Origin of the sequence: Paraburkholderia sp., from assembly GCF_034668105.1 — a bacterium.
Taxonomy (GTDB): Bacteria; Pseudomonadota; Gammaproteobacteria; order Burkholderiales; family Burkholderiaceae; genus Paraburkholderia.
The window spans coordinates 1-13,258 of record NZ_JAXDPY010000281.1 but is presented as its reverse complement, the minus strand read 5'-3'; the positions used below and the strand labels follow the sequence as shown (position 1 = coordinate 13,258).

Annotated in this window: 11 protein-coding genes and 1 pseudogene; 8 read left to right on the top strand and 4 right to left on the bottom strand. The window is 59.4% G+C overall.

The features are described 5' to 3' along the window. On the bottom strand, positions 1–640 hold a 640-nt coding region (locus tag QOC89_RS13055; RefSeq protein WP_323045389.1), incomplete at its 3' end, for an MFS transporter. A gap of 300 nt (positions 641–940) precedes the next feature. Here QOC89_RS13055 and QOC89_RS13050 point away from each other — a divergent pair. Next, positions 941–2,476 (top strand): methyl-accepting chemotaxis protein, encoded by a 1,536-nt coding sequence (locus QOC89_RS13050; protein WP_323045388.1) that lies wholly within the window; start codon positions 941–943, stop codon positions 2,474–2,476. Positions 2,477–2,561: 85 nt separating this feature from the next. On the opposite strand, the gene QOC89_RS13045 is transcribed toward QOC89_RS13050, so the two are convergent. Then, positions 2,562–2,909, bottom strand: coding sequence for a DUF4148 domain-containing protein (locus tag QOC89_RS13045; protein ID WP_323045387.1), 348 nt, complete (start codon positions 2,907–2,909; stop codon positions 2,562–2,564). 659 nt (positions 2,910–3,568) lie between these two features. Between QOC89_RS13045 and QOC89_RS13040 the strand changes: the two genes are divergently transcribed. The 3 genes from QOC89_RS13040 (at position 3,569) to QOC89_RS13030 (ending at position 6,786) form a co-directional block, all read left to right on the top strand. Further along, positions 3,569–4,624, top strand: a complete 1,056-nt coding sequence (locus QOC89_RS13040) for a hypothetical protein (RefSeq protein WP_323045386.1) — start codon at positions 3,569–3,571, stop codon at positions 4,622–4,624. 157 nt (positions 4,625–4,781) lie between these two features. Continuing rightward, positions 4,782–6,374: a flavin monoamine oxidase family protein gene (locus QOC89_RS13035; protein ID WP_323045385.1), complete on the top strand. Its 1,593-nt coding sequence runs from the start codon at positions 4,782–4,784 to the stop codon at positions 6,372–6,374. 4 nt (positions 6,375–6,378) lie between these two features. Further along, positions 6,379–6,786 (top strand): cytochrome c, encoded by a 408-nt coding sequence (locus QOC89_RS13030; RefSeq protein ID WP_323045384.1) that lies wholly within the window; start codon positions 6,379–6,381, stop codon positions 6,784–6,786. 68 nt (positions 6,787–6,854) lie between these two features. On the opposite strand, the gene QOC89_RS13025 is transcribed toward QOC89_RS13030, so the two are convergent. Then, the gene (locus QOC89_RS13025; protein ID WP_323045383.1) at positions 6,855–7,793 is read right to left on the bottom strand and encodes a LysR family transcriptional regulator; all 939 of its coding nucleotides are present in this window, start codon (positions 7,791–7,793) and stop codon (positions 6,855–6,857) included. A 138-nt stretch (positions 7,794–7,931) separates the two neighbouring features. Here QOC89_RS13025 and QOC89_RS13020 point away from each other — a divergent pair, with 138 nt between their 5' ends. The 3 genes from QOC89_RS13020 to QOC89_RS13010 are packed head-to-tail and all read left to right on the top strand — an operon-like array spanning position 7,932 to position 11,159. Then, positions 7,932–9,167: an amidohydrolase family protein gene (locus QOC89_RS13020; protein ID WP_323045382.1), complete on the top strand. Its 1,236-nt coding sequence runs from the start codon at positions 7,932–7,934 to the stop codon at positions 9,165–9,167. A gap of 32 nt (positions 9,168–9,199) precedes the next feature. Then, positions 9,200–10,567, top strand: a complete 1,368-nt coding sequence (locus tag QOC89_RS13015; protein ID WP_323045381.1) for an MFS transporter — start codon at positions 9,200–9,202, stop codon at positions 10,565–10,567. 43 nt (positions 10,568–10,610) lie between these two features. Then, on the top strand, positions 10,611–11,159 hold the full coding sequence (locus QOC89_RS13010) for a GAF domain-containing protein (protein ID WP_323045380.1): 549 nt from the start codon (positions 10,611–10,613) through the stop codon (positions 11,157–11,159). A 154-nt stretch (positions 11,160–11,313) separates the two neighbouring features. On the opposite strand, the gene QOC89_RS13005 is transcribed toward QOC89_RS13010, so the two are convergent. Beyond that, a complete protein-coding gene (locus QOC89_RS13005; protein WP_323045379.1) occupies positions 11,314–12,069 on the bottom strand; it encodes a glycosyltransferase family 2 protein in 756 nt (251 codons plus the stop codon). A gap of 685 nt (positions 12,070–12,754) precedes the next feature. Between QOC89_RS13005 and QOC89_RS13000 the strand changes: the two are divergent. Further along, positions 12,755–12,958 (top strand): annotated as a pseudogene (locus tag QOC89_RS13000) (ester cyclase); the annotation flags it as partial. Positions 12,959–13,258: the final 300 nt, after the last annotated feature.

Genomic DNA, 13,258 nt, shown 5'->3' with positions numbered 1-13,258 from the left:
CGGCTTCGGCTTCCGCGTGACGGCCGCGAATCTCCAGCCACCGCGGTGACTCGTGCAGCGAACGCCGCCACCAGAGCAGCACAACCACTGGCACAGAGACGATCACCAGCGCAATGCGCCAACCTTCCGGGTTCAGCGGGATCACGAAATAACCGATTAGCGCCGCGGCCACGAAGCCGAACGAGAAGAAGCCGGCCAGCGCGCCGGTGAAGGCACCCCGATAGCGGTTGCTGACGAATTCCACCAGGAACGGCGCAATGATCGCGCCCTCCGCGCCCATCCCGATGCCTGCTATGGCTCGCAGCAGAGCGAACGTGTGCCAGTCGTTCACGAATGCGTTGATAAACGTCAGCACGCAGAAGAAGGTCAGCGACCACATCATCACGACGCGGCGGCCGAAACGATCGCCCAGCAGGCCCGCGAACAGCGCGCCGACCAGAAAGCCAACATAGGTGCTGCTGCCGAGAAGCCCGGTTTCGAAGCTCGTCAGATGCCATTTGGTACGGACGACGGGCAGGATAAACGCAATGATGGCTGCGTCGACGGCCTCGAACATGAAGCCCAGACCGCCCATGAGGAGCAGCTTGAAATGAAAGCGGCTGAACGGCAGGCGTTCGAGCCGGGCTGCAATCGGTGACATGTCATTGCTCCCAAAAATGAGGGCTCAACCGATCCAGAACGTTCCGGATCGAAGCGTGATCACAATATCCTGTATCCAAAATCCATAGTCAATGCCAGGGTAAACCTTTTGGGGAGCCATTCGCGTGCTGGAGGGCGACTTGATCGTGCGACCGGATGCACGATGTCTAACCCGACAATTGTCCACCTCGGTCTCGCCACGACCTAAAGTCTGGCGCGAATGGGCCGTAATAAAGGTGAGATAGAAAACGATCTATAAAAACGCCGCGATGCCGGTACACCGGGACGCGCAGGAGACGATATGCAAATTTCAATCAAGATGCGGCTCGCCGTCGCGATGACGTTGCTCGCCTGCCTTTTGTCGCTCGCCGGCATATTGGGGCTGATCGGCATGTCGGACAGCAATGACGCCAATCGCGAAACCTATAGCAACAAATTGCCGAGCGCGACCTACATTGGCGACATGGAAATCATCCTTGCCCGTCAACGCGCGGCGCTGCTTCGCGCGGCGCTCGATCCCTCGGCGCCGGATCTCGACGTCATCATCGTCAAGGCAAAGGGTTTTGCCAACCAGTCCCAACAGATCTGGTCACAGTACCTGGCGCTTCCGCGCACGCCCGAGGGAGAACGTCTGACGCAAGATGTGGCCAGAACGCGCGCGGGGCTCAACAAGGGTCTCGACGAGTTCGCGCTGACGATCAAGGGCGCCGACCCGAAAGACATCATGCGCTCCGCACTCAAAAATAACGACCTGTATGCGGACTTCACCGCAAGCAACGACCGGCTCAAGAAGTTCCTGTTCTCCGCGGCGAAAGCGGACTACGACGCTCAGCAACACGCGTTCGAGCTGTTTCGCGTGGTCATCCTGCTGTCCATCGCGGTGGGCGTGCTGGCGTCCGCGTATAGCTGGTACAGCCTGCGTCGCGCCATCGCGCGTCCGCTCGAATCCGCGCTTTCGCACTTCGATCTGATCGCCGCGGGGGACCTGACCCATCGCGTCGAGGTGACTTCTCGCGACGAAATGGGCCAGCTGATGACCGGACTCGCGAAGATGCGGGAGAGTCTGATTCATACGGTGCGGACTGTGCGAAAGGGAAGCGACGCGATCGCCCTGGCGGCCCGGGAAGTCGCTAGCGGCAATCTGGACCTGTCCGCACGTACCGAGGAACAGGCGGCGTCGCTCGAGCAAACGGCGGCCAGCATGGAAGAACTGACCGGCACGGTCAAGCAGAATGCGGAAAACGCCCGCCAGGCCGCCGGCCTCTCCGTAACTGCCAGCGGTACGGCCGACAAGGGCAGCGAGGTGGTCCGCCGAGTGGTCGACACCATGGCCGGGATCGACGAAAGCTCCGGCAAGATCAATGACATCATCAGCATCATCGAAGGCATTGCGTTTCAGACCAACATACTCGCACTCAATGCCGCCGTCGAAGCGGCGCGCGCAGGCGAGCAGGGGCGCGGCTTCGCGGTGGTGGCATCGGAAGTCCGAAGCCTCGCGCAACGTTCGGCGAGCGCCGCGAAGGAGATCAAGCAGCTGATCGAGCAGTCGGTGGCGCGCGTCGAGGTGGGGACCACGCTGGTCGGCGAGGCCGGCAATACGATGACGGAAATTATCGGTTCCGTTAAGCGCGTCAGCGACATCATGGAGGAAATTGCCGCGGCGACAGTCGAGCAGAGCAGCGGTATCGATCAGGTGTCGCTGGCCGTCACGCAGATGGACGAAGTCACGCAACAGAATGCGGCGCTGGTCGAGCAGGCAAGCGCCGCCGCGCAATCGCTTGAAGACCAGGCGCGCGCGTTGCGCGACGCGGTGGCGGTCTTCAGGCTCGCGGACTAATGTTTCGCCTGACAAGGTCTACGGCGTTTCGCTCGCACCTTGGCCGCCCCCTTCATGCTTCGGCGGGTAGGACTTTCAATGAATATCAGTTTCCCATCGGCGCTAACAGGGCACTGCTCGATTCAATTCGTGTCGTGGGTACCTTCACGTTCTCTCCAAGACAATCGGCACGGTATTTCAACCTGAGGCGCGCTTCCGCCAACTGGATGTCCGATGGATAGTATCTTTCGTCGCGAGCCGCCGGCTCGTAGCCGACCGATTCCAGTTCGCTGAGTTCTTGCATCAGCTGAGCATGCGTGACCGGTTTGCTTAATGGCGTGAAAGGATAGTCGTTGCATTCGGCCGGCGTCAGCTTGCCGGCCGCTGACGCCACGCCGCTTGCTAGCAGAAGCGCCGAAGCGAGGGCGATGCCGGGAATGAGTGACTTGCGCATGGTGAAACCTCCAGTTGCTGCCGCGAACGGCGATTGATGTGTGCCGAACAATGTGTTGCGACAACAAGGGAGGTGAGAGTAAACCATGACTATAGGTGGTGTCTTTGTGATAGTTCTTATCGGTTCAATAGCTTGCTTTTGCCTTTCGACGCATGCCCGCGGCTCGAGCAGTTAACGGTCTTGTTGGCATATTCGCTCGCACCTTTAAAAAGGCGTCAAATTAAAGTAGTCAATCGGACCGACCGTCGAACTCAACCTGGACGACATACGGATTTCGACATCACGGTTTCTGCGGCCGCCGCATATCGGGCTGGCGCGTCCCCGGAAGGGAAACGCGACTCATATCCGCTGCACCGCGAACGTAGCCCGCTGCCTTTCTGAAATCGGTCGGTAGAATTGTTGAGTTTCAGATTTATGGTGATTCGCCGAAAGTCGGGAAGGCACCGTTACCACGCCGCTCACAACCGAAAAGCGTGCGTACGTCAAAGCTCACCCTGAAGTGCTTGAAGAAGGCTCTTGGAATTGGATGAGGCCATTTTGCGATGGTTATATGCAACTTGGTCCCGGTATTGTCGAGTTCGAAAAAATGACGGCGCTCTTCGGGTAAGTTACGGCGCCGACACACCCTACGAAAGATCGTTGAATCGGGAGGTTGTTCGGTGGCGGCCGAGCGTACAGTAGAAAGATCATTATTTCATCTCCGCTTCTTCTCCATGATAATAGCCCGCAATTTAACCTCTGCTATTTTCATGACACATCACGCACCGCGCCATCGCTCACTCGACCTCACCGCTTTCGCTTTCGCTTTCGTTTTGTATGGTTCCAACGCACTCGCGGACACGACGGTTCACTCACTATCCGGCGTACGCGGCGCCTTGCAGACGAGTGACGCCCAAAAGATGTTCGATCAATCGATGAACGGTGCACCGCAACCCGACGGCTTCGGCACCAAGCTGCCCGCAGGCTTCACCACCGCATTTCTCCTCGAACAGCTGGCGCCGGGTCAGGACGCGCGGAGCGTCGTATTGTCGGGCGCGAAGCCCTGGCCGCTGCGGCCGAACAGCTACGTCGCCATGATCTGTCTTGCCAAAAGCCCGGAACTCGCCGCCACCGCCCTGAAGTACTCAGGTGCCTCGTGCGACGACCTCGGCAGCGACGATACAGACCCGCGGCACGTCTGGTTCGGCGTCTTCGAAAGCAATGGCTCCGGCGCCCCGCGGCTCGTGGCTCGAACCGAGGCACCCGTCGCCACGCCGACCGACTGGCGCGACACGAACATCGAGCGGCCGGACATGCTCGACGCAAGCGACACAGGAAACGAACAGGAGGCCATGCCGTCCAGCTGGTCCCGCTTCGATCTCGCGGCGTACCAGCTCCGCGCGGGCGAATACGCGTTCGGCGTGCGCACAGGATGGAATGAGGCTTACGCCGGGGGGGGCGCGGATTTCGAAGCGCTGTATCTGTTCGTGATCGACGGCAAGTCACTGCGCGTGGTTTTCGCTCGGCCGATGGCTTTCGACAAAATGCTCGCAGGCGACTGGCACAAGGACGGCACACGGAGCCACGATGTGTCGGACGCGGCGAACGCGCTCACCATTCTTCCCACCATGACCGGCGGTTATCACGATCTCCAGCTTCGGGAGAAAGCCGGTGGAAAGTGGCGGCGCACGTTCAAATGGTCCGCGGCGCAACAGCGATATGCGATGAATCCCTGAGGGCAGACGACAGTCGCACGGGTCGACGAGAAACGGTTCATAGTTTCAATTCGTCCCTCACCCGATTTCAGCGGAAGCAGGCGCATGCCTTTGCGATCCGCAATGCCATCTGATTTCGTTCGCCATCGTTTCTCTCCAGTCGGGGCACCACGTCCTTATGTCGAGAATGACCACCCATGCGATGAGCCGCCGGCACCTGCTGACGCTGATCGGCAAGAACCTCGGCGCAGCGGCCATGATGCAAGGCATGGGCACGCTTGGGTTCGCCGCCGCCTCGACGTACGCCGGACCGATCAGACTGGATGGCGCACCCAAAGGAACGCGAGTTCTCGTGCTCGGCGCGGGCATGGCTGGCCTCGTCGCGGCGTTTGAGTTGAGGAACGCGGGCTACCACGTGCAGGTGCTCGAGTACAACAATCGCGCGGGTGGCCGGGCCTGGACTGTCAGGGGCGGTGATCGTTATACGGAACTCGGCGGTGCCACCCAGTACTGCGATTTCGCTGACGGGCTTTATCTGAACCCAGGGCCGTGGCGCATTCCGTATCACCACCATGGCGTACTCGACTACGCGAAACGCCTGAAGGTGCCGCTCGAGCCGTTCATCCAGGTCAATTACAACGCCTACCTGCATTCAACGGAAGCTTTCAGTGGCAAGCCGCAACGCTTCCGGACGGTCCAGTCCGACTATCAAGGCTATATCGCCGAGCTGCTTTCCAAAGCGATCCGCAAAGACGCACTCGATGACGCGCTGTCAGTCGAAGACGGGCAACTGCTCCTCGAATCCCTGCGCCAATGGGGTGCGCTCGGTCGGGACGGTCGCTATCAGGCGGGCCCGCGCAGCAGTGAACGCCGCGGATTCGCGACCGCGCATGGCGGTGGGCTGATGCCCAACGCCGTGCCGTCGGATCTGCTCCCGCGCGACCCTTTGCTTGCATCGCGTTTGTGGCAATGGCTCGCGTCTGGAGACGAGCAGGACTTCCAGAGCACCATTTTCCAGCCCGTCGGCGGCATGGACAGGATTGCCCATGCGCTTCATTCGCAGGTCGCGAGCGCCGTAGTGTTCAACGCCAAAGTCACGGCCATCTTGCAGGACGAGCAAGGCGTCACCGTGCGCTACACCGATACGACCGCCCGAACCGAAAGGAGCGCGCACGCGGATTGGCTCGTATGCACCGTCCCGCTCTCGATTCTGAGTCAGATCGACATTGCGGTTGGCCCGGCCATGCGCGCCGCGATCGATGCGGTGCCCTACGAGACATCGGTGAAGATCGGCTTGCAATTCGGCCGGCGATTCTGGGAAGAAGACGAGCAGATTTACGGCGGCATCACACATACCGATCTGCCGATCTCGACGATCGGCTATCCGGCAACAGGCTACGGATCGACCGGTCCCGCGGTATTGCTCGGCGCCTACATGTGGGGGCCCGCCAGCTACGAGATGGGTGCGCTGCCCCCTGCCGAACGGATCGCGGTGGCTTTGAGCCAGGGCAGCCAGATTCATCCGCAGTACGCGCGCGAGTACCAGAACGGCTTCGCGATGAGCTGGAGCCGGTCACCGTTCACGAATGGCTGCTTCGCCGCATGGACGGATGCGTTGAGAGAAGCGCATTACACGGATCTCTGTCAGATCGACGGACGGATCGTCCTTGCCGGAGAGCACGCATCCCATATCCCGGCATGGCAGGAAGGCGCCGTGCTGTCGTCACTGGATGCGATCACTCGCTTGCATCGGAGAATCGTCAATGGATAGGCCGATGCTGATCCCCAGCGTGATGCTGATAGCCTCGCTGATGGGAGCCGCGACGGCTCCGGCTCAGACCGTGGCACAGGACGCACCACACGCCTTCACGATTTCGCCGGACTACCGCTTCACCGAAAAAAGCGGCGAAGCGCTTTACAACGCGACCTGCGCCGGATGCCATATGCCGGATGGAAAAGGCGCACAGGGCGCGGGTCACTACCCGGCGCTCGCTGACAACCCGGCGGTCGAAGCGGCACCCTACGTCATCGTCAACGTATTGCACGGCCGAAGGGGGATGCCATCGTTTGGCGACGCGATGAGTGACGATCAGGTCGCCGCTGTCGTCAACTACACGAGAACCCATTTCGGCAATCGATTTGCCGGAAGTGTCACGCCGAGCCAGGTTAAAAGTTTGCGCTGAGTTCACGTGGCATCGCTGTCGATGCGCGGCATCGAGCTGGAACGTATAGGGACAGCGAACGCACACCGCTATATTTCCTGCGCAACCGCAGGCGCGGAAAACGCCAGCAGGTTGGCCGTCAGCATCCGTTGCAGCTTTAGCGCGCCAACCGGCAATTCCCGGCCACGCCTGACAATGAGTTGCGCCTGAGCCGCTTCCATCAACTTGTGCCGGATCGGCAACGCCTGAACGACACCCCGCTGAACGTCGTCATGGACAAAGAATGCGGGCAGCAGCGTGACACCCATCCCCGCTCTGACGAAACTCATCAACCCGATCAGGTGGTCGCATTCGAGCGCCACCTTGAATTGACGCTTTTCGAGCGCTTCGACCTCATCGGCAATCATGCGCGTGCCGAACGCCGCGCTCGCCAGTCCGAACGGATGGTCGAAGAGATCCCTTGCACGTACCACCGGAAGCTGCGTCAACGGGTGCCCCGTCTTCACGATCGCGCACACCGGCTGTGCCGAAGACGCCGCCTCTTTCAGGCGGACCGCATGAAGGTTGAGCCTGGGGCCGTGAGTCAGGCCGAGATGCACCTGATCGTCCTGCAACCACGTGAGGATGTCATTCACGCTGCCCAGTCTTAGCGTAAGCGTCACATTCGGATGCTGTTGGCGAAACTCCCGTAACGCGCGATTCATCAGGTCCTCGGTGAATCCCTGGATTGCGCCGACGGCAACGTTGCCATGCTGGAGTCCGTGAATCCCGTCCAGCTGCGAAATGAGCGCTTCCTCGCGGGAAACATGCTCCCTGTAGTACGCCAGCAGGATCAGGCCGGCTTCCGTTGGATTGGCCCCGCGGCGGTTCGTCTCGAGCAGAGGGGTGCGCGCTGTTTTCTCCAGCAGCGCGATCTGCCGGCTGACTGCCGACGGCGCAACGTCCAGAAAATCGGCCGCGGCACGGATGCCGCGGAGTCGCACTGCCTCGAACAGATACCGTATTCGTGTTATCGAAAAATCACTCATCCCGCCTCCGACCGACCGGTTTCCGATTTGACAATATGTTGCCTAAAAGGCAACAAAATTTTAAATCGAGTGTCGTTGTTGTCAAAAAAGAACGATGCAAGAATCTTTCTCCATCTACAACGGAACGGATTCATCTCCATGACACGCATCGTTTTTCGCAACGCCAACCTTTTCGATAGTTTCACGGGCGAACTGAACCCCGAAACGACGATCGTGGTCGAGGATGGCAAGATCGGCACGGTGACGCGCGGATCGCTCGATGTGGATGACGCGCAGGAAATCGACGTCGCCGGCCGTGTCGTGTTGCCAGGGCTGATCGACGGGCACGTTCACGTGGCGGCGACCGTCCCCGACTTCTTCAAGCTGTCGATGCTACCGCAGTCGCTCGTGACGGCGCAGACCAGCGACATTCTCGAACAGATGCTCAAGCGCGGTTACACCACGGTGCGTGATGCGGGCGGCGCGGATTCGGGTCTCGTGCAGGCCATCGAACAGGGCTTCTTCGCAGGCCCGCGTCTTTTTATTGCCGGCCGTGCGCTGACGCAGACCGGCGGTCACGGCGATGCGCGTCCCGCCTTCTATCCAGGCATGAACTGCGCGTGCTGCGGCGCGATCGGTTTGCTCGGCGCCGTGGCCGACGGCGTGTCCGAAGTACGACGCGCGGCGCGCAACGAAATCCGCAATGGCGCGACGCATATCAAGGTCATGGCCGGCGGCGGTGTATCGACACCGAACGATCCGCTGGAAGGCACTCAGTACTCGATCGAGGAACTCACCGCGATCGTCGAGGAAGCGAAGGCCGCACGGACTTACGTGATGGCCCACGCCTACGCTCCCGAAGCGATCCAGCGCGCCGTTCGGGCAGGCATCCGCTCGATTGAGCACGGCAATCTGCTCGATCTAGAGACCGCACAACTGATGGCCGAATATGGCACGTACCTCGTACCGACGCTGGCCACGTACGCGGCGATCGAGCGCAATGGCGAGAAGCTGGGCTGGACACCTGCGATGCGTGAAAAGGCCGACCTCGTCAAGCATCAGGGCATCGAAGCAATACGTATCGCGCAGTCCGCGGGCGTGAAGATCGGTCTCGGTTCGGATCTGCTCGGCGACATGCACGCCTGTCAATACGAAGAATTCACCCTGCGGCAGGCCGCGATGAAGCCCGCCGACATTCTGAAAAGCGCGACCTCGGTCAATGCGGAAATGATGAACCAGACCGGAAAAATCGGCGTGGTCGCGCCGGGGGCACACGCCGATCTGCTTGTGCTCGACCGCAATCCGCTCGATGACCTCGGCGTTTTCCAACAACCTGGCACGCTAAGCGCGGTGATGAAGGGCGGCCAGTTCTATGTCAACAACCTGACCGCTTAACACGGCTTCCTTGCGCCGACGGGACTAGTCACATGTCAACCATTTCAACAAGAATCGAAAGTTGGCCGTTCTCGAAATTTCATCGGCGACTGCTCGTCATCGGTGGGCTGGGCTATACCTTCGATGCAATGGACGCGGCCGTTATTGCGTTTATCCTCCCGGTCCTGCGCATTCAGTGGAATCTCAGCAGTGTGCAGACGGGCCTGCTCGGCAGCAGTACGTATGTGGGCTATATGCTCGGCGCGCTTGGCGCCGGTCTGCTGGGCGACCTGATCGGGCGCCGTCGCGTGATGATGTATGCGCTGCTGATCTATGCAGTGGCGTCCTTCGTCAGTGCCTCGACGCACGGCTGGGAAACCTTTCTGATTTCGCGGATCTGTGCGGGTATCGGCACCGGCGCGGAAAGCGCGATCATCGCGCCGTATCTGGCGGAATTCGTCGCGCGACGGTTTCGCGGCAGTTTCGTCGGATCGTTGGCGGGTTTCTTTTCGTTCGGCTTTGTGGCAGCCGCGCTACTCGGCTACATGATCGTGCCGGCATCGGCTGAAGGCTGGCGCATCGTCCTCGTGTTGACCGGCGTCCCGGTTCTGATGCTGCTGTGGTGGCGACGCGTGTTGCAGGAGTCGCCGCGCTGGCTGGAAAGCCGTGGACGTCATGACGAAGCGGAGCGGATCGTCGACACGATCGAGAAAGAACTGCTCGCGACGGGATATCGACTCGCTCCTCTGGAAAGCACGCCGCCGGTAGTGAATCAGGAAAACTCGCATCCTTCGTTCGTCGCCAACTTCAAGGCGTTGTGGCGCGGCAAGCAGGCTCGCATCACCGCGATGACGTGGGCAATGTGGTTTGCAATCACGTTCAGCTACTACTCGTTTTTCACGTGGATCCCCGGCTTGCTGATGCAACACGGGATGAGCATCACGAAGAGCTTTGCCTATTCGATCGCCATCTATCTCGCGCAGATACCGGGCTATTTCTCGGCTGCGTGGCTGAACGAAAAGATCGGCCGTCAGGCAACAATCGCCAGTTATATGGTCCTTGGCGGAATCGCAGCGCTGTCGATGACGCAGCTTCAAAGCAATGAAGCAATCACCGCGGCGGGCATCTGTCTGTCGTTCTTCATGAATGGAACGTATGCGGGCGTCTACGCCTACACGAGCGAAGTGTTTCCGACCGCGATCCGGACAACGGGTGCAGGTGTCGCGTCGGCGATCGGCCGGATTGGCGCGATCGTCTCGCCGGTCCTGGTCGGCTACATCTTCCCGGTGCTGGGCTTTGGCGGCGTGTTCGGTGTGACGACCGCCGTGCTGCTCGCCGGCGCCATCGCGGTGGTGACGATGGGCGTGAAGACCAGGGGCCTGTCGCTCGAGGCGATCGAGGTCAAGGAACTGGGAGCCTGATTGCATCGGGCTGCAAAGCGAAATCAGGAACCAGGAACGAATCATGAAGAACCAGCAATCCCCCGACATTGCACTCGATGCAGTGAAAGCAGTGGCAACGGTACTCGCCGAAGGCAGACCAGAGAGCGACGTCTGGCAGACTTTCGAACGGGAGATGACTGCCGTGTTCGGACAGCGCTATTTCACTGTGCTGGCGTTTGACGCCGAATCCAGCCGTATGTGCCGGGTGTACAGCAACCGGCCGGACATCGGTCCCGTCGGCGGCGTGAAGCGGGTCACCCGCAGCCCATGGGTTCAGCACGTTCTGCTGGACGGGAAAATCTACGTCGGATCAACGAAGGCCGACGTCAAGTCTGCTTTCTCCGAACACGAGACGCTCTGGAGTATTGGTTGCGAAAGCACATTCAATATTCCGATCCGAAAAAATGGCCTGACGCTGGGCCTCTTCAGTTTGCTCGACGGCGCCCACGCGTATGATTCCGCGGACCTTGCCTTGGCGAATCTATTTGGCCAACTCGCCGTGGTGCCGGTCGAAGCGGGTCTCAAACGTCTCGGCGACATTGAAACGCCGAGTCACACGGAGTACGTGTAGACATCTGGGCTGCCCCGGCAAGCGCAGTGCGGAGCTGAGTAGCCGGGGCCTTGCCGGGGTCAGTCAAACAATACCAGGCGGAGAAAGGCAGCGCGCCTCCTCTACGGTGGCGAAAAAGCCCCTACCTTAAATCGCACCTGATTTCAGTCATTTCTCAATTCGCGTTAGTCAGCGAATTGGTCAGCAAAAGCGCTTTGCGATATTTACGGTGTGTGTATTTGAAGGCGTACAGCGCCAATATCAAACCAACTCGACCATCGCGCCAATTTCCACGACGGATATACCACTTTCCGAACGCCCCGACTGGACTAAACCATTGCTTGAACCAAAGTACGCCGACGGACTTCCCTTTATCGCGTATATCGGCTGCGGCGAGATCGGTGTATAGATCAATTTTACGCATCAGCTCGGAGTTGGTCTCGAAGGTATGGTGCACCAACGGGGATTCGATGCGCCCGGCGCTTTCATAGCCGATAGGCGTTTCGTGAACGCTGTGTTCAGAGAAATCGATCTTATCGCGCTTACATATGCGAATGGGGTAATCAGGGCAACTGGCAGGCATGAGTGCGTGAACAACCCTGCCCCTTACTACCCAATCGCGGCGAACAGAATAGGCATCGTGCGAAAACCCCGACACTTTTAGCGCCAGTACCTCATCAATCAGTGCGTCGCTGGCGATCTCGTCGCTGTCCAGAAACATCACGGTCTGATGTAAACATAAGCTGTGGGCAAAAAGTCGCTGTGCGCGAAAATTGTCAAAGGCGCGGTGCGCTATTCGAGCACCATGTCTGGCAGCAATCGCTAATGTTGCGTCGTCGCTGCCGCTATCCACAACCAGCAGATCATCCGCTAGGCGCTTCGCGGCCGCGAGGACCTTGTCTAAGTGCCGTTCACTATTACGAGTGAGCACATATATCGAGAGAGGTGTCAAACTTTTACCAGCCTAACGTCATTTTTAAAAAACCGCATCGATTTCATATCACCGAGAAATTCGTCGGTCGCGTTACCGTTCCAGCCGGATTTCCCAACTCCCTATGCGACCATGGCCTGCCGACAAAGTTGTCGGCATCTGCCGTGAAATCTTGAGCCGAAAGGTCGGAAGGGCTAACGGGCCGACGACAGGCCTGTGACAGTAAACGTCTGCCCGCAGTCAGGTGCGCAGCCGTGGTTGGAATGTCGGCTCGAGAGCGTGAACTGCCGATTAGGAAAACCTTTGAAATCGTAAACCTTCACTGCTAATACTCCGGAACATGAAACTGGAAGGAAAGCGATATGCAAGGTTGGACGCGCATTGAGCACCCGGTCTGAGTCTACCTATTTCTTGCCATGCATGCGTGCCACAGAAGTCGGCCTCAGAGACGGCGGCCCGTGCAAACGGTTGCTCGCGGCTCGACATGAGGTGATCGAACACGGCGCTTCGATCAGCCGATTACCGGTTGTGACAGACTTTCGAGCGTATGGCTATGCGACCGAACAGGAAAGTCTAGTTGATCGCAACTCGCCGACAACTATCGAATCCGTTTCACCGTTCAGCCAGGTGTGACGAAACACCGCCGGCGAGTTGACGCCCTCCCCTCCATCTCGCGTTTTCATCTAACCCGCGGGTGCTAACCCGTTTCGAATGGACAGGGACGCACAGTGGAGAGTTTCTCGGCGCGCCCGCTACCGGGCGTCCAGTGCGCGTCTGGGGTATGGTCATCGACCGCTTTCAGGAAGGCAGGATCAAGGAGAGCCGCATCATCATGGACACGCTCGGGTTGATGATGCAACTCAGTGTGGCCGAGCCGCCCGGCCCTTAAGGTCGTCGACGTTCGTGAAAGTTCAGATTCATCAAGGCGGAAGTGAAAACGCCGCCAATTCACCGGTCTCGATGTTTACATGGTGATAGACGTAGGACTCGTTATTCTCTGTCAATAATCCTTAAGATGTACGGAACGACTGCCTGCAACGCCTAATCATCAATTCGACATACGAATTGCCGGGCTTGGAGCGACACTCCGCAGCCTGTCAAAATGTAGTCCCGATTTCAACTGTCCGCGCACACTTTCGGCATTTCAGGCTGCTGTTCAGAATGTCCATTCCTGGTCGCACTCGGAGTG